The organism is Micromonospora sp. H61, assembly GCF_018070325.1.
Lineage (GTDB): Bacteria > Actinomycetota > Actinomycetes > Mycobacteriales > Micromonosporaceae > Micromonospora > Micromonospora salmantinae.
Genome location: NZ_JAGPXY010000004.1, coordinates 1 through 21326, shown reverse-complemented (window position 1 = coordinate 21326; position 21326 = coordinate 1). Strand labels below are relative to the sequence as shown.

17 protein-coding genes are annotated in these 21326 nt (G+C 71.7%); 6 read left to right on the top strand and 11 right to left on the bottom strand.

Annotated elements, in window-relative coordinates; all coding sequences use genetic code 11:
* Positions 1 to 7: 7 nt before the first annotated feature.
* Positions 8 to 1219 carry an MFS transporter gene (locus KBX08_RS03955; RefSeq protein WP_247668845.1) on the top strand — a complete coding sequence of 404 codons (1212 nt, stop codon included), beginning with the start codon at positions 8 to 10 and terminating at the stop codon, positions 1217 to 1219.
* 63 nt (positions 1220 to 1282) lie between these two features.
* Here KBX08_RS03955 and KBX08_RS03950 read toward each other — a convergent pair whose 3' ends face one another.
* The gene (locus KBX08_RS03950) at positions 1283 to 2611 is read right to left on the bottom strand and encodes an alpha/beta hydrolase (protein ID WP_210781147.1); all 1329 of its coding nucleotides are present in this window, start codon (positions 2609 to 2611) and stop codon (positions 1283 to 1285) included.
* A 253-nt stretch (positions 2612 to 2864) separates the two neighbouring features.
* On the opposite strand from KBX08_RS03950, the gene KBX08_RS03945 reads away from it, so the two are divergent.
* Positions 2865 to 4241: an NAD(P)/FAD-dependent oxidoreductase gene (locus tag KBX08_RS03945; RefSeq protein WP_210781146.1), complete on the top strand. Its 1377-nt coding sequence runs from the start codon at positions 2865 to 2867 to the stop codon at positions 4239 to 4241.
* A gap of 46 nt (positions 4242 to 4287) precedes the next feature.
* On the opposite strand, the gene KBX08_RS03940 is transcribed toward KBX08_RS03945, so the two are convergent.
* The 6 genes from KBX08_RS03940 to KBX08_RS03915 all read right to left on the bottom strand — a co-directional run bounded on the left by KBX08_RS03940 (position 4288) and on the right by KBX08_RS03915 (position 11275).
* Complete coding sequence (locus KBX08_RS03940) at positions 4288 to 4764, bottom strand: heme-degrading domain-containing protein (protein ID WP_210781145.1); 477 nt, start codon at positions 4762 to 4764, stop codon at positions 4288 to 4290.
* A gap of 34 nt (positions 4765 to 4798) precedes the next feature.
* Positions 4799 to 6259: an SDR family oxidoreductase gene (locus tag KBX08_RS03935; protein ID WP_091406888.1), complete on the bottom strand. Its 1461-nt coding sequence runs from the start codon at positions 6257 to 6259 to the stop codon at positions 4799 to 4801.
* A 131-nt stretch (positions 6260 to 6390) separates the two neighbouring features.
* Positions 6391 to 7296, bottom strand: coding sequence for a siderophore-interacting protein (locus tag KBX08_RS03930; protein ID WP_210781144.1), 906 nt, complete (start codon positions 7294 to 7296; stop codon positions 6391 to 6393).
* Between the two features lie 25 nt (positions 7297 to 7321).
* On the bottom strand, positions 7322 to 9421 hold the full coding sequence (locus tag KBX08_RS03925; protein ID WP_210781282.1) for an iron ABC transporter permease: 2100 nt from the start codon (positions 9419 to 9421) through the stop codon (positions 7322 to 7324).
* A 5-nt stretch (positions 9422 to 9426) separates the two neighbouring features.
* Entirely contained in the window at positions 9427 to 10410 is a 984-nt protein-coding gene (locus tag KBX08_RS03920) for an ABC transporter substrate-binding protein (RefSeq protein WP_210781143.1), read from the bottom strand.
* 31 nt (positions 10411 to 10441) lie between these two features.
* Positions 10442 to 11275, bottom strand: coding sequence for an ABC transporter ATP-binding protein (locus KBX08_RS03915; RefSeq protein WP_210781142.1), 834 nt, complete (start codon positions 11273 to 11275; stop codon positions 10442 to 10444).
* A gap of 113 nt (positions 11276 to 11388) precedes the next feature.
* Here KBX08_RS03915 and KBX08_RS03910 point away from each other — a divergent pair, with 113 nt between their 5' ends.
* Entirely contained in the window at positions 11389 to 14568 is a 3180-nt protein-coding gene (locus tag KBX08_RS03910; RefSeq protein ID WP_210781141.1) for a BTAD domain-containing putative transcriptional regulator, read from the top strand.
* Position 14569: 1 nt separating this feature from the next.
* Here the strand turns inward: KBX08_RS03910 and KBX08_RS03905 are convergent, their stop codons facing one another.
* The 3 genes from KBX08_RS03905 to KBX08_RS34575 form a co-directional block, all read right to left on the bottom strand.
* Complete coding sequence (locus KBX08_RS03905; protein WP_210781140.1) at positions 14570 to 15397, bottom strand: ABC transporter permease; 828 nt, start codon at positions 15395 to 15397, stop codon at positions 14570 to 14572.
* On the bottom strand, positions 15394 to 16374 hold the full coding sequence (locus KBX08_RS03900) for an ATP-binding cassette domain-containing protein (protein WP_210781139.1): 981 nt from the start codon (positions 16372 to 16374) through the stop codon (positions 15394 to 15396). The genes KBX08_RS03905 and KBX08_RS03900 overlap by 4 nt, the downstream gene beginning before the upstream one ends.
* Positions 16375 to 16491: 117 nt before the next feature.
* On the bottom strand, positions 16492 to 17373 hold the full coding sequence (locus tag KBX08_RS34575; protein ID WP_210781138.1) for a helix-turn-helix domain-containing protein: 882 nt from the start codon (positions 17371 to 17373) through the stop codon (positions 16492 to 16494).
* A 206-nt stretch (positions 17374 to 17579) separates the two neighbouring features.
* Here KBX08_RS34575 and KBX08_RS03890 point away from each other — a divergent pair, with 206 nt between their 5' ends.
* The 3 genes from KBX08_RS03890 (at position 17580) to KBX08_RS03880 (ending at position 20524) form a co-directional block, all read left to right on the top strand.
* Entirely contained in the window at positions 17580 to 18356 is a 777-nt protein-coding gene (locus tag KBX08_RS03890) for a class I SAM-dependent methyltransferase (protein ID WP_210781137.1), read from the top strand.
* 85 nt (positions 18357 to 18441) lie between these two features.
* Positions 18442 to 19047, top strand: a complete 606-nt coding sequence (locus KBX08_RS03885; protein WP_210781136.1) for a dihydrofolate reductase family protein — start codon at positions 18442 to 18444, stop codon at positions 19045 to 19047.
* A 535-nt stretch (positions 19048 to 19582) separates the two neighbouring features.
* On the top strand, positions 19583 to 20524 hold the full coding sequence (locus KBX08_RS03880) for a hypothetical protein (RefSeq protein WP_210781135.1): 942 nt from the start codon (positions 19583 to 19585) through the stop codon (positions 20522 to 20524).
* A gap of 94 nt (positions 20525 to 20618) precedes the next feature.
* Here the strand turns inward: KBX08_RS03880 and KBX08_RS03875 are convergent, their stop codons facing one another.
* Complete coding sequence (locus KBX08_RS03875; protein WP_210781134.1) at positions 20619 to 21083, bottom strand: GNAT family N-acetyltransferase; 465 nt, start codon at positions 21081 to 21083, stop codon at positions 20619 to 20621.
* Positions 21084 to 21326 lie beyond the last annotated feature (243 nt).

The following is a 21326-nucleotide window of genomic DNA, read 5'->3' as shown; positions in this document are numbered from 1 at the left end:
GATCGAGATGAGTAGAGGCCGACGGCTGGCGGCGCTTGCCGCCCTCGCACTGGGCGGCGTCGCGGTCGGCCTGACCGAGTTCGTGGCGATGGGGCTGCTGCCCGACATCGCCCGCGGTCTGCTCCCGCACGAGTACGCGCGGTCGTCGTCGGACGCCGTCGCCCGGGCGGGCTGGATGATCACCGCGTACGCGCTCGGCGTGGTCGTCGGCGCGCCGCTGATCGCCGCGTTGAGCGCGCGCCTGCCCCGCAAGAAGCTCGTCCTCGGGCTGCTCGTGCTGTTCGCTGTCGGCACTGTCGCGTCCGCGCTCGCCCCCACCTTCGACCTGGTGCTGGTGGCCCGGTTCGCGGCGGCGCTGCCGCACGGCGCGTACTTCGGCGCGGCCGGTCTGCTCGCGGCGACCCTGATGGGCCCCGGTAACGAGGCCCGTGGCTTCGCCACGGTGCTCGGCGGTCTGACAGTGAGCAACCTGGTCGGCGTACCCCTCATCACGCGGCTCGGGCAGGCGGTCGACTGGCGGGTCGCGTACCTGGTGATCGCCGGCTTCTTCCTGCTCACCCTGCTGGCGGTGCTGGCGGTCGTTCCGGAGGTCGCCGCGGCGGTCGACGGCTCGCCGGCCGCCGAGTTGCGGGCGCTGCGGACCTCGCAGGTCTGGTTGGTCGCCGCGACGGGCGCTGTCGGGTTCGCCGGCTTCTTCGCGGTGAACACCTACATCGCACCGGTCACCACCGACGTCACCGGCCTCTCCGCCGCGACGGTGCCGTGGACGTTGGTCGCTGTGGGTCTCGGGATGACCGTCGGCAACGCCCTGGGCGGTTGGCTGGCGGACCGCGACCTGCAGCGGAGCATGGTCGTCGGCTTCGTGGCGATGATCGTGAGCATCGCCGTGTTCAGCCTGGTGGCGTCGACCCGTGTCGGCCTGTTCGTGGGTGCGTTCCTGGTCGGTGCGACCAGCCTGTATCTCGGTCCGGTCCTGCAGGCGCGCCTGATCACCGTCGCCCCGGGAGCGCAACTGATGGGCGCGGCGGTCAACCAGTCGGCCATGAACATCGCGAACAGCCTGGGCGCCGCGCTGGGCAGCGTCGCCATCGCCGCCGGATTCGGCTACCTCGCGCCGGCCCGGGTGGGCGTCGTTCTGGCGGTCGTCGGGTTGATCCTGGGGCTGGTCGGCTTCGCCGTCGGGCGACGGGTGCGCGAGCGGGTCCCGGTCATCGTCTGACGAGTGCGAGCGGTCCCGGCCACCGTCTCGACCTGAGGTGGCCGGGCCGTCCGCGAGGCGCGGTCAGAAGTCGTCGACGCTGACCGTCACCCGGTCGGTGCTCGATCTCCAGTTGGGTACGTTGATCACCTCGTGGCCGCCGCCGCGTTGGCCCACGGTGATCCGGACCAGGCCGAGGTGTGCCGGCGTCGCCGGGATGAAGACGTCCATGCCGGTGATGAAGGTCTGGCTGAAGAACTCCGGCAACGGGGCCGTCAGGTCGGTGACGCCGTCGCTGCCGTCGTCGAAGGCGAAGATGCCGATCGTCCGCTTGACGCGGGGTGCGTTCGCCGCGTTCAGGACATCCCTGCCGTTGATCCAGAGGTGGTCGCCGGCGTCGCCCTGGTCGCCCCACCACTCCTTCTGCCGTTGGATGGTGAGCGCCGTGTGCCGGTCGCTGGTCTCGACCAGGCCGCTGAGGCCCTCGCCCGGCTCGCTGGTCGCCAGGCGCACCAACGAATCCGAGCGGAGGAACGGCTGGAAGTAGAAGTGGTGCGTCGCGGCGCCCGGGCGCACGATGGCGAACTCGTAGCGGGCCGTGGCGAGCACCGGGAGAGGGCCGAACGAGCCGTCGCCGCCGAGCGACAGCCGATGCGTGGGCCGGTGTGACAGTCGGCCGCCGGTCAGCGGGCTGACCGGGTAGACCTCGAGGGTGGCACCGGTGACACCGACGTTGCTCGGGAAGAGCACGGCGCGGCCGGAGACCCGGGCGGCGCCGAAGAGTTGCGGCACGATCCGCGTCGTGTGGGGTGCGCGGGCCCGGAGGAAGCCGAAGATCTCGGTGAACGATTCCACCGACGACACGGTCTGGGTGTGCGACTGGTCCGGCAGGTGCACGTTTGTCGCGCCGACGACGGCGCGGGCCGGGTCACCCTCGCCCCAGATGGCGAGCGTGGGCACACCACCCGGCGGCGAGGTGGCGGTGCGCCCGTCCAGGTTGACGTAGTGCGCGACCCGGACGGCACGCTCCGGCGAGCTGGTGAGGTAGCCCTGCGAGACGAAGGTGCCCAGTGAGTGCGCGACGAGGTCGACCCGGTCCGCGCCGGTGGCCGCCAGCAGGCGGGAGATCCGTGCGTCGAGTCCCGCGTACACCCGGGGCAGGATCGTCGCGACGTTCGGGGAGTCGTACTCGTGGGCTTCGATGATGTCGATCGGGTACCCGTTGCTGGCCAGCCGTTTGGCCTGGGTCTCGAACTGCGCCGCCGATCCCGCGCTGCCGTGTACGAAGACCACTGGACGGTACGTCGGCGTGGCGGCGGCTTCGGCGGCGCGTGGAACGACGACGGCGGACAGGCTGGCCGCGAGGGCGATCCCGGCCACCACGGAGAGCAGGCTCCGGCGAGATGTGTGCATCGATCCTCCACCTGGGACGGACGAAGTATTTGCACTGCTAGCGCAAGTATCGTGTCAGGGCGTGGCACGATGGTCCACACCCGGCCCGTCGGATCACACACGGTCATCTGGCGGACACAGCCGGTTGCCCTTCAGGTGGTTGTGCGACGATCGGCGGGCAAAACGTCGAACGACCGTCCACCGGTCTGTCCGCGCACGGCCGCGGACAGTGACCGGGGAGGGCACACACCCCGTTACCCCCTTGGAGAGCACGATGTCCCTCTCCCCGTCCCGGGTCTTCGCAGAGCTGAATGCGGCTCGACCCCCTGACCAGCCGTCCCCGACGATGGGCACGGCCGTCGTGGTCGGCGGCAGTGTCGCCGGTCTACTGGCCGCCCGGGTGCTGTCCGACCACGCCGACACCGTCGTCATCATCGACCGGGACGACCCGCAGGTGACCGGCGCGCGGCCCGGCGTACCCCAGGGGACGCAGCTGCACGCGCTGCTGCCCGGCGGCCTCTTCCAGCTGGAGCGGCTGTTTCCCGGATTCCGCGACGAGGCACTGGCGCGCGGAGCGGTCGAGGCGCCGCCCGCGGCCCGGCGCAACTACCTCGACGGGCGTCCGAAGGTCGTCGTCCCCGACGACGCCGACAGTCTGGCGGGCAGTCGGCCGCTGCTGGAGGGCCTGATCCGCCAGCAGGTGCTCCGACTGCCCAACGTCAAGACGATCACCGCCCGCGCCACCGGCCTCGTGTTCGACGGCACCGCGGTCACCGGGGTCCACTGCGAGGTCGGTGGGGTGCTCGGTGTCGAACGCGCTGACCTCGTGGTGGACGCCATGGGGCGGTCGAGCCGACTGTCGGACTGGCTGGAGCAGGCCGACTGGGACCGGCCGGTCACCCGGCGGATGACAGTGCACCTCAACTACGCGACAGCCCTGTTCCGCCGCCCGGAGGTCACCCCGGCCTCGACCGTCGTCCTGGCCCTGAACACGCCGAGGACGGCGATGGACGTGGCCGGGGCCGCGTTCTTCGCCATCGAGGACGGTCGGTGGATGGCCATGATGGCCGGTTACGGCAACGACCGCCCGGGGCGCACCGCTGACGACTTCGTCCGCCGCCTGCGCGAGCAGTTCCCACCGGAGTTCGCCGAGGTCGCCGACCAGGAGATGATCGGCGACGTCCAGACCTACCACCACGCCGACAGCCGGCGACGGGACTTCCACGCGCTCAAGCGGTTCCCGGCCGGGCTGATCAGCATCGGTGACGCCGTCGCGTCGTTCAACCCGGTGTACGGGCAGGGCATGACGGCGGCGGCCCTGCACGCGGCCTGCCTGTCGACGTACCTCCGGTCCGGCCCGGATCTGCGGGAGCCCGCGCGCCACTACCTCGCGCTCCAGAAGGTAGTGGTCGACGCCGCCTGGTCGCTCTCCACCTCGGCGGACCTGGCGTTGCCGCACGTCGACGGGCCCTACCCGCGCGGCTACCGGCTCTCCAAGTGGGCCAGTGGGCAGATCATCGCCGCGACCGTCACGGACGTGGCGACCGCGCGGCGGTTCAACGACGTGGTCTCCATGCGCGAGCATCCGCACTCGCTGGCCCGGCCCGGCGTGCTCCTGGGCGCCCTACGCGCCAACCGGCGCGAACGCTGAGCGAGTGACCTGGCGGCCTCGCCTGCGAGGCCGCCAGGAACGCGCCCTAGCGGGGGAGCTTGCGGAGGATGTCGACCACGAAACGGTGGTCGTCCAGCTGCGGCAGCCCGGAGACACCGACCCAGCCCACCACACCGGTGCCGCGCACGCGCAACGGCACCGCGCCCCCGGCCGCCGCGTACCGCGAGGCCGGCAGGCCGAACCGCTCGGCCAGCGTCACCTGCTTGTCCTGGCACAGCCGGGCCATGTAGAGCGAGGAGTGCTCGAAGCGCATCACCACCCGCCCCTTGCGGCGCAGCCACGCGTCGTTGTCCGCCGTCGACCCCGGCAGGCCACAGTGGAACAGCTGCCGTCCGGCCCGCCACACGCCCACCGAGACCGGCAGCCGCTGCTCGGTCGCGGCGGTGACGGCGAGCATCCCCAGCTCGTACGCGTCGGTCTCGGACAGGCCCGCGAGCTCCAGCTCGTTCTCCTCGCGCAGCAGCTCGTCCAGCGTCGGCCACTGTTCACGGTCAGCTGACATGTTCTTCTCCTCTATGGTGCGTCGTGCGGGGCGATCACCAGGCGCAGGGCGCGTAGTCCTTCAGGAAACAGCCGTACAGGTCCTCGCCCTGCTCGCCGCGGACGATCGGGTCGTACACCCGGGCCGCCCCGTCGACCAGGTCCAGTGGGGCGTGGAAGCCCTCGTCGGCCAGCCGCATCTTCGTCGGGTGGGGGCGTTCGTCGGTGATCCAGCCGGTGTCGACGCTGGTCATCAGGATGCCGTCGGTCAACATCTCCTCGGCGCTGGTGCGGGTCAGCATGTTCAGCGCCGCCTTGGCCATGTTGGTGTGCGGGTGCCCCGGCCCCTTGTAACCGCGGCCGAACTGGCCCTCCATCGCCGACACGTTCACCACGTACTTGCGGCGGGCCGACGCGGCGGCCATCACCGGCCGCAGTCGGCTGACCAGCACGAACGGCGCGGTGACGTTGCACAGCTGCACTTCGAGCAGCTCGACCGGGTCCACCTCCTGCACCCGCTGGACCCAGCTGTTTACCGAGTCGAGGTCGGGCACGAGACCGCCGGCGTCGATGGCCGTGGACGCCGCGATCCGTTCCGGCGAGGCCGAGCCGCTGGTCAGTGCCAGCGCGGTGAGCGCGTGCGGGGTGAGCGCCGTCGACTGCGGCCCGGCAGTCAGGCTGCCCACCGGGCCGCCCTGGCCGTCCGGCTTGGCGAAGGTGATCAGCTCCGGCAGCGGGCCGTCCGGCAGGGCCGCGGCCTCGGCGGCGATGAGCTGCGCGTACGCCCCGGGGGACCGGCGGACGGTCTGCGCCGCGTTGTTGATCAGAATGTCGAGGGGGCCCTGGCTGCTGACGTCGTCGGCGAGGGCGATCACCTGGGCGGGATCGCGCAGGTCGATCCCGACGATCCGCAGCCGGTGCAGCCAGTCCGCGCTGTCGGGCATCGCGGCGAAGCGGCGAACCGCGTCGTGCGGGAACCGCGTCGTCACCGTCGTGTGCGCGCCGTCGCGCAGCAGGCGCAGCGCGATGTACATGCCGATCTTGGCCCGGCCGCCGGTGAGCAGCGCACGCCGGCCGGTCAGGTCGGTGCGGGCGTCGCGGCGCTCCCGGTTCAGCGCGGCGCAGGACGGGCAGAGCTGGTGGTAGAAGGCGTCCACCTCGCGGTAGCGCTGCTTGCAGACGTAGCAGCCGCGCGGATTGTGCAGGAAGCCCGCCGTCTCGCCCGCGACGGAGGACGCGAGCGGAATGCCCTGCGTCTCGTCGTCGATCCGCCCCGGAGCGCCGGTGGCGGTGGCCTCCGTCACCGCGCGGTCGGCGGCGAGGATGGCGTCCCGCCGCTCCTCCCGCCGCCGCTGCTTGATCACCTTGTAGAGCCGGGCGGTGGCCCGCTGCACCTGCACCACGTCGGGGTGGTCGGAGGGCAGCGCCTCCAACGCCTCGAAGACGCTGAGGCAGGCCTCCAGCCGGCTTCGGTCAATACCCTCTTGACCGTTTTCGGTAATGTTGTCCACCGTCATGCGTCGTTGTCTCGTCCCGTATCCCGTGCCGGCTCCAGCCGACCCGCCCCAAGTCCGACCCGAAACGGTACGCGCCTCACGGCCTCCGACGCACCTCGCGGCCTCCCGGCGTGGTGCGCCTCGCGGCGCTGTCAGTCGGCGTCGGCGTGGCCGAGACGCCAGTAGCCCATGAAGGCCACCGCCCGCCGGTCCAGACCCCGCTCGGCGACCAGGTGCCGGCGCAGGTTACGGATGACACCGGCCTCCCCGGCCAGCCACGCGTAGAGCGGCGCCGAGGCCACCTGCTCGGGCACCTCCCACAGGATCTCGGTGTCCACGTCGACGTCCGGCACGGGCTGGGCGGCCGTCGACACGCCGGGGGCCAGCAGATCTCCGGCCGCCGCGACGACGGCGGGCACCAGCCGGCTGCCGTACCCGTCGGCGCCCCGGGCCAGCCAGCGAACCTCGACGCCAGGCGGCGCGAGCAGCGGCAGCACGTCGGCGGCGTCGGGCACCTCCAGCACGACAGTGCCCCGGGCGTCGAGGGGGAGCCGCTCGCAGATGCTGCTGATCGCCGGCACGGCGGTCTCGTCCCCGGCCAGTAACAGCGTGCCGCCGGTGGGCTGTCGAAACTCGACTCCGCCGTGGTTGCCGTCGAAGCCGGCATCCGGCCCGACCAGGGCGATCTCGTCGCCGACGCTGGCCCGCCGAGCCCAGCGCGTCGCCGGGCCACTGTCGCCGTGCAGCACCAGGTCGACGTCCACCTCGGCCAGGTGGGGGCGGACCGCCCGCACCGTGTAGGTGCGTATCGGGTTGCGCAGGTGCTCGGGCAGGGCCCGCCACGTCGCGTACCAGTCCGCGCCGTCCGGCAGGGTCGCCCGGTCCTGACCGGGCAGCGGCAGCACCAGCTTGATCCGCTGGTCGTAGCCGTTGTCGGCGAAGCGGTCCAGGTTCGCCCCGGTGAAGGTCACCCGGGTGAAGGACGGGCTCAGGCGGCGTACCGCCCGGACGGTGACGGCGAACACGCGCCACGGGGCGATGGGCAGGGTCTCGGTCATGGTGCCTCTCTCGACTCGGGCGGCGCTACCGGGTGGTGCTCGCCACGGCGCGGGAGCGCCACAGCAGCCAGACGAAGTACGGGGTGCCGATCATGGCGGTGACCAGGCCGGCGGGGATCTGGGCCGGCGCGATGACCGTCCGACCGAAGGTGTCGGCGATGCTGACCAGCGCAGCGCCGAGCAGGGCGGCCACCGGAAGTACCCGGGAGTGCCGGCCGCCGACGAGCGCCCGCGCGGCGTGCGGGGCGACCAGACCGACGAAACCGATGACCCCGACGGCCGAGACGGCGGTGGAGGTGAGCAGCGCCGCCGCGCCGAGCGCGATCAACCGGGTGCGTTCCAGCCGGACGCCCAGCACCCGGGGGGTGTCGTCGTCCAGCGCCATCAGGTCGAGCTCCCGGCGGGCGGCGACCACGGCCGGAGTGAGCACCAGCAGGGCGATCAGCACCGGCAGCACCTGGGTGGGCATCCGACCGTAGGTGGAGCCGGACAGCCAGGTCAACGCCTTCCCGGTGTTCCACGGGTCGAAGGCCACGACCAGGTAGGTGATGACCGCCATGCCGCCCTGCCAGGCGCCGAAACCGATCAGCACCAGTCGGTCGGAGCTCAGTCCGCCGCGCCAGGCCAGGCCGTAGACCAGGGCGAACGCCAGCATCGCGCCGAGCCCGGCGACGCCGGAGACGGCCCACACCCCGGCCAGCGGCACGAAGGTGAGCAGGGAGACCGCGCCGAGCCCGGCGCCGGCGGTGATGCCGAGGATGCCGGGTTCGGCCAGCGGATTGCGGCAGACCGCCTGCACTGTGGTGCCGGCGACCGCGAGCGCCGCGCCGGCCAGGACCGCCGCGGCGACGCGCGGCCACCGCTGGTCCAGCACAAAGGTGTACGCGGGCCCGGTGGTGCCGTTGACCCAGTTGACGACGTCGCCCAGCAGCACCCAGGTGTCACCGGCGAGCATGCCGACCGCCACGGCGCAGACGGTCAGGACGGCGGTGACGGCGACGACGCCGCGGTGGAAGGCGGCGGAGCGGACGGCGGCGTGCCCGCCGGGCGGACGACGGGTGGGGCCGGCGTCGCGGTGCCGGCGGGCCAGCCAGATGAGGATCGCCGCGCCGAACAGGGTGGTGACCACTCCGGTGGGGATGTCGACACCGGCCTGCCCGCCCATCACGGCCCGCAGCAGCACGTCGGAGCCGAGCACGATGATGACCCCGGCGATGCCGGACAACGGCAGCAGGACGCGGTGCCGGTGCACCCCCGGCACCACCGGGGCGAGCAGCCGGACGATCACCGGTGCGCACAGGCCGACGAAGCCGACCGGGCCGGTGAGGGTGACTGCCGCGGCGGAGAGCAGCACGGCCAGCACCATGACGGTGAGCCGGGTGCGCCGCACGTCGAGGCCGAGCACCGTGGCGGTGTCGTCGCCGAGGGCGAGGATGTCGAGGCGGTGCCCGAGCAGCACGAGCACGATGGCGGCGCCGACGATCACCGGAGCGAGTTGGGTCAGCGCGGTCAGGTCGCTCTGCACCAGCGAGCCGTTCCCCCAGGCGAACAGCCCGATGGTGGCCTGCTCGAACAGGAGCAGCAGCAGTGTGGTCACCGACCCGAGCGCCAGCGCGGTCGCCGAGCCGGCGAGGATCAGCCGGGTGGTGCCGGCCTGCCCACCGGAGGACATCGCCATCACCAGGCCGGCGGCGGCCAGTCCGCCGCAGAAGGCGAGGCCGCCGGCCGGCAGCGCGGGCAGCGACACGCCGAACGCGGCGACGGCGACGATCGCCAGGTGGGCGCCCGCGTTGACAGCGAGGGTGTCGGGGGAGGCGAGCGGGTTGCGGGCGATCGACTGCAACGCCGCCCCGGCGAACCCGAGCGCCACGCCGATGGCGAGCCCGGCGAGCAGCCGGGGCAGCCGGGACGCGATCAGGACGCGGGCTGCCTCGTCGTCGGCGCCGGTCGCGAGCCGCAGCAGGTCGAGGGCGCCGACGTTCGAGGTGCCCTGGGTGAGGTGCACCGCGCCGACCACGAGCAGCAGCAGGATCGCGGCGACGAAGACGACGGCGATGCGGGGCACGGCCGGGCTTCCGCCCGGAGCCGGCCGGGTGGCCGGCTCCGGGCGCGGGGGTGCGTTCAGCACGCTCACACCGTGTACGTCTTGACGAGTTCGTCGATGTACTGCTTACCGGAGAGCGGACCGCCGAAGGTCCAGATGCCGTTGGGCATCTTGTGCAGGTTGCCCTTCTGCACGAAGGGCAGCGACTTCCAGATGGCGTTGCCGGCGAGACCGTCGGCGAACACGTCGTCGCCGTCGGAGGCGTTGTAGAAGAGGTGCGTGTTCGGGTCCTTGAGGACCGTCATGCCCTCGACGTCGGTCTGGCCCAGGCCCCACACCTCATCGGTCTTGCCGGTCCAGGCGTTGGTGAGGCCGAGTTGGATGCCGATCTGGGAGACCAGCGCGCCAGTGCCGAACATCCGGATGCTGACGGTGCTGCCCTCCTTCCAGCCGTCGGCGATGGCGAACGGTCGGCCGGCGGCACCCGCGTCGGCGATCTTCTTCTTGCCGTCGGCGATGGCCGCGTCGAAGTCGGCGAGCAGCTTCTCCGCCTCGGTGGTCTTGCCGACCGCCTTCGCGATCATGTTGAGGTCGGTGCGCATCCGGCCGAGGTTGTCGGTGGCGTCACTGCCCTTGGCGACCACCACTGGTACGAACTTCTCCAGCTGACTGACGATGGTGGCGCCCCGGTCGTCCTCCATCACGACGAGGTCGGGCTGGAGGGCGACGATCGCGTCGACGCTGGGCTCCCCGCGGACCCCGACGTCCTTGACGCCCGGGTCGAGCTTCGCGGAGGTGACCCAGGTGCCGTAGCCCTTGGGGTCGGCGACACCGACGGGCATGACGCCCAGGCTGACCAGCAGCTCGACCTCGCCCCACTCAAGCCCGACGACCTTGGTCGCCGGCGCCTTGAGGGTGATCTCCTTGCCCCTGCTGTCGGTGACGGTGACCGGGCCGCCGGACGCCGAGGCGGAGGTGTCGGGGGCTGCGGCGTTCTCGGTGGTGCCGCAGGCGCCGAGCGTCAGCGCGGCCACGACGGCGATGAGGGCGGTGAAACGGGTACGGGTCATGACGGTCTTTCTCTGCTGTGGATGGGGGTGCTCAGACCAGGGCGCGGATCTGGTGCCGCCCGACCGGGCGGGTGGTGACCAGTCCACTGACCGGATCGGTGGTCACCTCGATGCGGATCCCGTAGGTCTCGGTGAGGGCGTTCTCGGTGAACACCGTTGCCGGGGTGCCGGTGGCGCGGACCCGGCCCTGCTGCAACAGGACCACCTCGTCCGCCACGGCGGCTGCCTGGTTGAGGTCGTGCAGCACGACGCCGACGGCGACGCCGTGATCGTCCGCGAGGTCACGGACCAGGTCGAGGATCTCCACCTGGTAGCGCAGGTCGAGGAATGTGGTGGGTTCGTCGAGGAGTAGAACCGGGGTGTCCTGGGCGAGGCAGGTGGCCAACCAGACCCGCTGCAACTCGCCTCCGGAGAGTTCGTCGACGGGACGGTCGGCCATCGTGGCGACGCCGGTGACGTCCATGGCGCGTGCGATGGCGGCGGGACCGTCCGGGTCCTCGGTGCGCCAGCGCCCCCGGTAGGGGTGGCGGCCGTAGCCGACGACGTCGTGGACGGTGACGCCGCTGGGCACCGGCCGGCTCTGGGCGAGCAGGGTGACCCGCCGGGCGAAATCCCGGGCCGCGAGGCTGGCGGCCGTGACGCCGTCGGCGAGGTGCACGATTCCGGCCTCGATCGGATGCAGCCGGGCCAGGGCCCGCAGCAGTGTGGACTTGCCGCTGCCGTTGGGCCCCACCAGTGCGGTGACGGCGCCCGCGCGGAGGTTGATCTCGGCACCGTGCACCACCGGCACACCGTGATAGCCCAGACGGAGGTCGACGCCGGACAGGCTGCGCTCCCCGTTGACCGACGCCAACTCGCTCTGCATGAGGTTAGGCTAACCTAACCAGATGACGGCCTGTCAAGCCGGTCACGGGGCGGCGACCGGCCTAGCGGACCGGTGGTCGTCGGGCCCGTGCGCGCGTGGGGGATGCTGGGTCCGTGCAGATCGCGACCCTCGGCCCACTCGCCGTCGACGGCCAGCCCGTTCGGGGTGAACGGCTCGCGGCGGTGCTCCGCGCGCTCGTCGACGCGCGGGGCCGGGCGGTCTCCGTGAGCCTGCTCGTGGACGCCGTCTGGGACGGCGCGCCACCCGACGACGCGACCGGCGCCGTCCAGGCCCTCGTGTCCCGGGTACGCCGTCTCGGGCTGCCCGTGGTCGCGGTGCCGGGCGGATACCGGCTGCCCGCCGAGGAGATCACCGTCGACGCGGTCGAGGCGCGCGCGCTCGTCGACCAGGCAGGCGCCACGCTCCGATGCGGTGACGTCAATGCCGCCCGCGGCCTGGCCGATCAGGCGCGGGCCCTGTTCCCCGAGGTGCCGGAGCTGGTCAGCGCCGAGGACAGCCGCCTGTTCGCGGAGGTCGCCGCGCTGCGCGCGCAGGCGGCACTCGCCGGCGTGGGCCCGTTCGACGAGGTCGACCTGGGCCGACTCGTCGCGAAGACACCGCCGGACGAGCCGTCCGCCGCCCTGCTCGTCCGGGTGCTCGCCGCGCAGGGACGGGAGGCGGAGGCGCTGGAGGTGGTCGAGCGGCTGCGCGCCGAGCTGGCCGAGCGCTACGGCACCGACCCGTCGCCCGTGATCACGAGCGTCCACCTGGCGTTGCTGCGCGGTGAACTCACCGCACCGCCCGTCGCGGCGCCGCCCCGGCAACAGGCGCGGATCACGCTGCCCGCCGCGTGGCGCCGCCCCATGGCCGCCCTCGTCGGGCGGGAGCGGGACGTCAAGGCCGTCACCGACGCGCTCGCCGAGACACCCGTCGTGACGATCGTGGCGACCGGCGGGGCGGGCAAGACCCGGCTCGCCGCCGAGGTGGCCAGGCGTACGGCAGCGGGTGGGCGGGCGGTACGCGTGATCGAACTCGCTGGCCTGCGCTCGCCCGACGAGGTGCTGCCCACTGTGCTCGGGGCGCTCGGCGGCGCGGACACCACGGCGACCGGAGGCAACCTGGGTCTGGAACGGCGGGTCCTCAGCCCCGAGGAGCGGCTGCGGGCCGTGGCGCCGGACCTCGACGGTCTGGTGGTGCTGGACAACTGCGAGCACGTGCTCGACGCGGTGGCCGTCGTCGTCGCGGACCTGGTCGCGGCGGCCTCGCCGGAGGTCGCGGTGCTCGCGACGAGCCGCGCCCCACTGGGCCTGGTCGGCGAGCTGGTGCACCGGCTGACCGCGTTGCCGGACGCCGACGCGCTCGCGCTGGTCGAGTCCCGGGCACAAGCCGGTGGCGCCGTGCCGACCTGGGACACCGAGCGGGCGCTCGCCCTGTGCCACCGACTCGACAACCTGCCGTTGGCGCTCGAACTGGCCGCCGCGCGACTGCGGCACATGCCGATCGACGACGTACTCGCCGGGCTGACCGACCGGTTCGCGCTGCTCGACGACGCCCTGCGCGGCCTGCCTGAGCGGCACGCGAGCCTGTGGGCGCTTGTCGACTGGAGCAGGGAACTGCTCGCCGAGGCCGACCGGGACCTGCTCCAGCGGGTCGCGGTCATTCCCGCGCCGTTTACAGCGGACCTCGCCGCCGCCGTCGCGCAGGCCTCGGACGTGCGTCGCGGCCTGGCGACCCTCGTCGAACAATCCCTGTTGTCCCTGGTCGAGGGGGACGGCCCGCCGCGCTACCGCATGCTCGAAACGGTCCGTGAGTACGGCGAGGCCCGGCTGGACGCGGCCGGCGCCCGGGACCAGGCCATGGCCGGCCTGGTCAGGTGGGCGCGGAAGCAGGCCGTCGTGCTGGCCGCCCACTTCATCGGCCCCGGCCAGGTCGAGGCGCTGCACCGTTGCGCCGCCGAGCAGGACAACCTGGTCGCGGGCCTGCGATGGGCAATGGCAGCGGACGACGAGCCCGCCGCCGTCGACGTTGCCACCGCCCTGTTCCACCTCTGGTCGGTGCGGGGCCTGCACCTGGAGGTCCTCGCCTGGGCGCGCGGGCTGCTGCACATCGACGACCCGCAGCGGCGGCTGCGGTCGACGATCCTGCGCGGCGCGGCCAGCGGCCGGCCACTTCCCAACGCCGAACGGCTGGCCTGGACGTGCGTGGTGATCAGCGTGAACGCCGGCGTCAGCGCCGACCTGCGGCCCGCCGTGCTCGCCCGGCGGGCGCTGCGGACGCTCCTGACCGAACGTCCCGCCGAGGTGTCGTCCCGGCTGACCGCTATCGCGTCGGCACTGCCCGGCTTCGACGCCGCCGACGTGGAGCAGAGCCTGAAGAGCGCGACCGAGATGGTCGCGCACCCAGACCCGTACGTGCAGGGGCTGGGGCTCTTCGCGCGCGCGGCGGTACGGGAGAACGGCGGCCTGCCGGAAGCGTCGATCAGCGACGCCGAGCAGGCTTACCACCGCTTCGAGGCCGCCGGCGACCACTGGGGCATGGCGATGGCGGCGGGTGCGGTCGGGCAGTTCCTGGTCCCGGGCGGAGACGCCCGGTCGGCCGAGTGGCTGACCCGCAGTGTCCGGCACATGGAGTTGGTCGGCGCCACGCAGGACGCCCGGTCGATCCGGGTACGGCTGGACGTGCAACTGGCCCTGACCGGCGACGCGGAGGCGGAGCGGCGACTGGGCGAGACGGCCGCCCTGGGCCAGGCCGAGCAGATCGACGCCGCGCAGGCGCTGCTCGGCCTGGCGCACCTCGCCTGGCAGCGTGAGCGGTACGACGAGGCGCTCGCCCACGCCGACGAGGTGACGCGCGTCCTCGCCGGCTGGGTCGGGCCGCAGCCACAGCCGCGCGTGATGCTCCGAGCCACGGCGGCGATCATCTACCTGCGGGTGGCCCAGGTTGGGCGGGTGTCGGGCACCGACGCCACCATCCAGGCCGCCGCGATGCTGTCGCTCGCCCGCGAGGACGCGCTGACCTCACGGGACCTGCCGGTGATCGGGGCGTGGGCGTCGGGCGGCGCGGAGTTCGCGGCGTACCGGGGTGACGTCGAGGCCGCCCGCGAACTGGCCGTACTCGCGAAGCGGATCGGCACCCAGATCGAGATGTTCTTCCCCTTTGAAAACGGCGAACGGCTCAACGCCATCCTCGGGAACGAGGAGCAGCGTGAGCCGTTGCTGGCCGCGTGGCGCGAGCGGCCACCCGCCGCGGCCGTCAGCCGGATCCGCGAGCTGATGGACGACCTGCTCGCGTAGGTCAGATCTTCTTGCGGTACGCCCGCAGCGCCAGTGGCATGAACACCGCAACGAAGCCGGCGCACCAGGCGAGCGTCCACCACACGTGGTTGCCCAGCGGGGTGCCGAGGAACAGCCCGCGTACCGACGCCACCAGGTGGGTCATCGGGTTGACGTCCACGAACGCCTGCATCCAGCCCGGCAGGGTGTCGGCGCCGACGAACACGTTGGACGCGAAGCTCAGCGGCATGATCAACGCGAACATCACCCCCTGCACGGCGCCCGCGGTCCGCACCTTCATCGACACCAGCACCGGCAGCCAGCTCAGGCAGAGCGCGAACAGCACAGCGAGCAGACACCCGGCGATCGCCCGGAACAGGTCGGTGTCGATCCGGAAACCCATCACGTAGCCGATCGCGAGGGTCGACACGGTGACGATGACGTACCGGACGACATCGCCGAGGACCGCGCCGACCAGAGGTGCGGAGCGGGGGATCGGCAATGACCGGAACCTGTCGAAGATGCCCTTGGCGATGTCGGTGTTGAGGTTGACGCCGATCGCGATGGCACCGGTCGCGATCGTCTGCGCCAGAATGCCGGGGAGCAGGAACTGAAGGTAGTCGTGGGTCGATCCGGCGACGGCGCCGCCGAAGACGTACACGAAGATGATGAGGAACAGCACCGGTTGCAGGGTGACGTCGATGAGCGCCTCGGGCGTACGCCAGGTCTTGATGAGGCTGCGCTTGGCGAGCGCCAACGAGTGCCGCACCAGCCGGAACGGCCGAGGATTCGGCGCGGTTGTCGAGAGCGCCCGGCTTCTCGTGGGCGCGGTGTCGGTCAGAGTGCTCATGCCGCGACCTCCGTGGGGCGGGTGGTGTCGTCTTCTGATGCCGTACGCCCGGTGAGGGTGAAGAACACCTCGTCGAGGCTCGGCAGGTGCAGGGAGAGTTCGGTGACCGCGATGCCGGCCGTGGCGAACCGCGCGACGCTCTCGGTCAGGGCCGCGTCGTCGGTGACCGGCACCGCGAGCACGCCCTTGCGGATCTCGTCGGCCTGCGCGCCGGAGCCGACCTGGGTCAGGATCTCCGCGGTGCGGGGCAGCTGAGCCGGATCGGACGGCCGGACCTCCAGGGTCTGCCCGCCGACCACCCGCTTGAGCCCTTCGGGGGTGTCGTGTGCGATGACCCGGCCGTGGTCGATCACCGTGATCGCGTCGGCGAGCGCGTCGGCCTCCTCCAGGTACTGGGTGGTCAGCAGCACCGTCGAACCGTTGTTGACAAGCGTTCGGACCACGTCCCACATGTCCTCGCGCTTGGCCGGGTCGAGCCCGGTCGTCGGCTCGTCCAGGAAGATCACGTCGGGGGAGCCGACCAGGCTGGCGGCCAGGTCCAGCCGTCGCCGCATGCCCCCGGAGTAGGTCTTGGCCTGACGGTTCGCCGCATCGGTCAGGTCGAACCAGTCGAGCAGCTCGGCGGCCCGTCGCCGGGCGCCGGCGCGCCCCAGTTCCAGCAGGGTGCCGAACAGCTCCAGGTTCTGCCGCCCGGTCAGGTCCTCGTCGACCGAGGCGTACTGGCCGGTGAGGCCGATACTCTGCCGAACGCGTTCGGCGTCCCGTACCACGTCGAAACCGCTGATCCGGGCGGTCCCGCCGTCCGGGGTGAGCAGTGTGGAGAGGATGCGCACGGCGGTGGTCTTGCCGGCGCCGTTGGGGCCGAGCACCCCGAGCACCGTCCCGCGGGGCACGGCGAGGTCCACGCCTTGAAGCGCCCTCGTCTTCCCAAACGTCTTCACGAGGCCCTCAGCCTCGATCACCAGGTCAGCTGTCATGCGCCCAGTCTGTGCGGGCCCGCTGACACCGCCCCGACACGCCACCGACACGGGCCGACACGGGCTGACATCGGAGCCGCCGAGGAGGCATGCACATCCACACCGACGGGCGCTGCGCTATGCCCGGGTGGGTCGTGTTTCGGTCTCGGCGCGCAGCACGGGCGCGAACGACGCCGAGTGATCGTGCCCGGAGGCGCAGGTCTGTTGTGTCTCGGCGATGAACACGTGCGGCGAGACGCCGGTGAGCTGGACGCACTCGCGTGTGAGGTGAGGCTGGTCGGCGTAGCCGGCGCGGAGGGCGAGCAGCCCGAGCCCGTCGTCCGTCGCCGCGAGGCCCTGGGCGATCGCCTGCTGGACGAGCGCGAGGAAGCCCTGAAAGCGCAGTATCCGGTGCAGCGACTTCGGCGCGAGCCCGATCGCCGTCCGGCAGCGGCGCCGCAGCTGCGTCTCGGAGATGTGCAGAGACGCCCTCAGCGACGTCACGTCGACCGTGCGCCACGGCATGAGACCGCGCACCGCCTCGGACACGAGCGAGTCTGCGGGCTGGCCGGCGCTGGCGCGCTCCTGCACGTAGAGCTGCACGGCGGCGAGCGCTTCCTGGAGCGAGGCCGCCGTGCCGACCACGTCGCCGAGTGCGGCGGCAGAGCGGCCCCACAGCTGTTCGGCGTCCAGTGTGAGTCCGACGACCTCGGACGTGGGCTGTCCCGCGACCATCGGGAAGGCGCCTGGCACGAAGCGCACGCCGAGAATCGTGGTGCCCGGCTGAAGTACCTCGACCAGCGGCTCGGTAAGCGGGCCGATCACCTGCGGGGCCGCGCCAACCCTGCATACGAGTTCGACAGCGCCGCTGGGGATGCGCCGGTGGACGTACGGCGCGGCGTCGCGCCCGACCTGCTGCACCCAGACCGACGAGACGAGCTCGCGCAACGCCGGAGCGGGCGAGCGCTCGACGTAGCTCTGCCCGCCCGCGGCGGGGGCGGAGAACGGGTCGCTGGTCACGTGACCAGTATGTCGCGCGCGGGTTGGTCGGCCGCGAGAAGGACGCCCGGTTTGTTCAAGAGCGCGGAGCGAATCCGGCCGTACGGTTTGGCCATGTTCGACTTCATGACCTTCTGTTTGACGGGGCCGCCGACACCCGACCGCCGACCGGGCCCCGCTCAACCACCCCAAGATCGACGCCAGGGTCCGGCCCGTGCGAGCGCACGGTGAACGCGACCATCCAAGGCCGGCTCTGGAGCAGCGATCCGCAGGGCTGGGCGCAGACCGCGGAGGGCCGCATCCGGCCGCTGTACATGCGTGTGCTCGAACGCCTTCACCTTCGCCCCGGCACGCGGCTCCTCGACGTTGGCTGCGGCTCGGGCCTGTTCGCGGAGCTTGCCGCCCAGCGCGGCGCTGACGTCGTCGGGCTGGACGCGGCCCCGGGACTCGTCGAGTACGCACGCCGCCGACGCCCGGCGGCCCGCTACGTCGTCGACGACATGGAGCACATACCGTTCAGCGACAGCGGCTTCGATATCGTCACCGCGTTCAACTCGGTGCTCTACGCCGCCGACCCCCGCCACGCGCTCGCCGAGATCACGCGCGTGACCGCCCCCGCAGGCTGTGCCGTCGTAACCGTAGGCGTCGGTCCCGAACAGGCCGAAAGCGCAGCACTGATCAATCCACTGGCTCCGCACGACGAAGTGCCCGACCGCAGCACCCTCGACCTCGCCGACGCGGACGCGGCTCGCAGCGCCCTGCTCGACGCCGGGTTCGCATCCGTCACGTCGACCGACATCGCGTTCGACATCGAATTCAACGACCAGAACGAGGCGATCGCCGCCCAGATGCCGGCCGGCCCAGTCAGCGCGGCGGTCCGCCACTCCGGCCGCGCGGCCGTGGAAGCGGCGCTGGGGTCCTTCTTCGCGCCGCGATCACGAGCCGACGGGACCATCCGCCTGGGCCTCGTCTTCCGCTGCTATCTCGCGCAGCGGGCGCGATGACCCGCGGCTTCGGCGTGGGCGGTCCGGCCCTGCCGAATGACGACCCCACGAAGGACGACCAACCAACGAGAAGGGAACCACGATCATGAAACTGACGACCACCACGCAGGTGTCTGTCGACGGCGTGATGCAGGCAAACGGCGGGCGGCATCCGATCCTCGACCCTGGAATGGAGCGCGGCGGATGGGCCCGGCCGCTTTTCGACAACGAGGCCATGACGTTCGTCGACCAGACCTACCAGCGCGCTGACGCGTTCCTGTTCGGTCGGCGGACCTACGAACTGTTCGCCGGCTACTGGGGCGTGAGAGAAGACCTGGAAAACCCCATCGTCGGTGCCTTGAACACCAAGCCCAAATACGTCGCATCGACCACGCTCACCGACCCGCAATGGGCGAACACGATCACCCTCTCCGGTGACCCCGCGGCGGCCATCCGCGAGCTGAAAGCCAAGCCGGCGGGTGAGCTGCAGGTGCACGGCAGCGCCATCCTGACCCGGTGGCTGCTCGAAAACGACCTCGTCGATGAGATGAACCTGCTCATCGTCCCGGTGGTCGTCGGCCAAGGCATGCGCATGTTCCCCGACACCGGCCCAGACATCGCACTGGACCTGGTCGACTCGCAAGTCTTCCCGAAGGGCATAACGCTCCAGGTCTACCGACCCGCCGGGCGCCCGCAGTACGCCACCACCTGAAACACGACAAGGGGTGCCGCAGTCCGTCAGAGCTGACTATTCGTGGGCCCGGCTGCTGCATCGACCGCTGGGCCGCGCTCCGCTGGGGTCGATGGCGTCGACGAGTGACCGCGCCGCCGTCAAGCCATCCACCGCTAGGCGACCAGCTGAGGCGGGCACGCCGCGGTCGGTCCACTCCTGAGCCACGGTGACCCGCCACCCCCCTCGACCTCGCACATGAAGAACAGCCCAGTGCGCTTGCGCTGCGAAAACAGCACGGTCAAGCGCTGACCTTTCAACGGATGGAAAGCGTGAGTGATCACCAATTGGTCCGAAGAGTACCTTGACTGACGAGCTGTATAGGGCACGGGTTCCAACGGTCGGCGTCACGATATGCTGGCCACGGCAGAGCGCCTGCCAGCGCCCGATGTGGTGGCCCACGCCCGACCACATGCCTGGGGCCAAGAGTCTCCGACTCCGCGCCGATCCGTCGACTCCCGGCGTGCCGGTCACGCCGCCTGTTCGGTGGAGTGCGTGGGGCTGCACCGGAGGCGTCATGTCTGATTCCACCCCCCGACGGACCCCAGCTCCGGGACGCGCCCGCAAGCGCGCCATCCGTGAACATGCAGCCCGGGCTGGCGTCGCCTACTCGGAGGCCGCCCGGCAGCTCGAGTCGGTCGGCCTTCGGCCCGGCGAAACCCTCTCCAGGTACGGGCGAACGATCTATCCGATCGGGTTCGACCCGCACCGCCAACTGCTCGTCGAACGCCGTGAGCGGCGGTCGTTCGAGGAGCGGGTGGCGGACACCAGGCGGGCCGCGGTCCTGCCGCATGGTCGCGCGCAGCACCTCGTCGGGCGGTTCCCGCCCAGCCGTGGGCGTACCGGCAGCGGGGTGGACTCGCTCTATCACGGCGAGGGCCGCGAGGAACTGCTCGCGATGCTGTACATCGTGATCGTGGCCAAGTCGCCAGGGTTGCTGCCCGAGGTCGGGGACCTCGCCTGGATCGCGGAACTCGGCGAGGACACCGCGCTCGACACGGCCTGCGCCGACATCGACCGCGAGGCCCGCCGGCTGCTCGACCAGGAGCCGATGGCCCTCTGGTCGCGCATCCAGCAGGCGCTGACCACTGTCGAACGTAGCGTGGACGGGCAGGTCCGCCAGGAGGCGATCCGGCAGACCGCGCTGTTGAGCACGATGATGACGCCGCGTCTCGGGTCCGCGGGCGAGCCGTACGTTCCGGGGCTGCCCGTTGGCGGTGCCCGGCAGATCCTTGACGCGCTGCTCATCGTCGCCGACGACGGACACGCGCCGGGCACCCGGGTACGCCTGCTCAGGCAGCCGCACCACGCGGGGTCGGCCACGATCATCGGTGCCCGGTGGGGTCGGTCAGGTCCGCCGGTGGGCTATCTCGTGTGGCTCGACGGGGCGACGGCGCCGCTGTCGGCCCGCCCCGACGACCTGATTGTCCTGGCCGGCCAGGAGACCACTCCGCGCTGAGCCAGGGCCCGCCTCGGTGTGCCCGCATCGTCTCCTCCGGGCCCCGGTCAGATCCTCCTGAACAGCTTCGTTGTCTAGACCGCCGTCGGATGGATCAGGCGACGGCCAGGCGAAAGACCTGCCGGGAACCGCCCTCCGGACCGGGATCGACGGCCTCGGCAGGGGTGAAACCAAGGCGTTCGTAGAAGGCACGTGCACCGCTGACGCAGGCGCCCGGGTGATCGGCACCAAAGGTGACCACTTCGACGGAACCTGAGCCCGGTACAAACCTGCGCATCGCTGCTGTCATCAGTGCACGACCAACACCCTTTCCCCGTGACTGCTCAGCAACGACAAGCCAGTGGACGTGGTGGGTCGGAACCTTCGCCGTGAACAACAACCCACCCAGGAGATCGGACCCGGAGGAGAAAGCAACGATCGCTGTGGTCCGACGAATGTGCTTGCGCACCGCGTCATGGAAGCCACGATCCTCGACCATCGGGCCGAACCAGCACTCGACCTCGGCCGCCAGACCAAGGAAGCCGTTGAAGTCCCGCTCTTCGGCAAGTCTGACGATCACCCGGGCATTCTGACAGCAACACCATCGCGTCAGGTGGAGTAGTTGTCCATCAACCCCGCGTCACCTCGTCGATCATGGAGTTGTGGTGGGCGATAAAAGCCCGCCCGCGTGCCGCGATCTTGCACTTTCTGCCCCGACATAGGGACCATTCCACTCGTATAGGCAACCGAAACTGCAAGATCGGCGGGGCGCGGGGCGCGGGGCGCGGGGCGCGGGGCGCGGGGCGCGGGGCGCGGGCCGGCC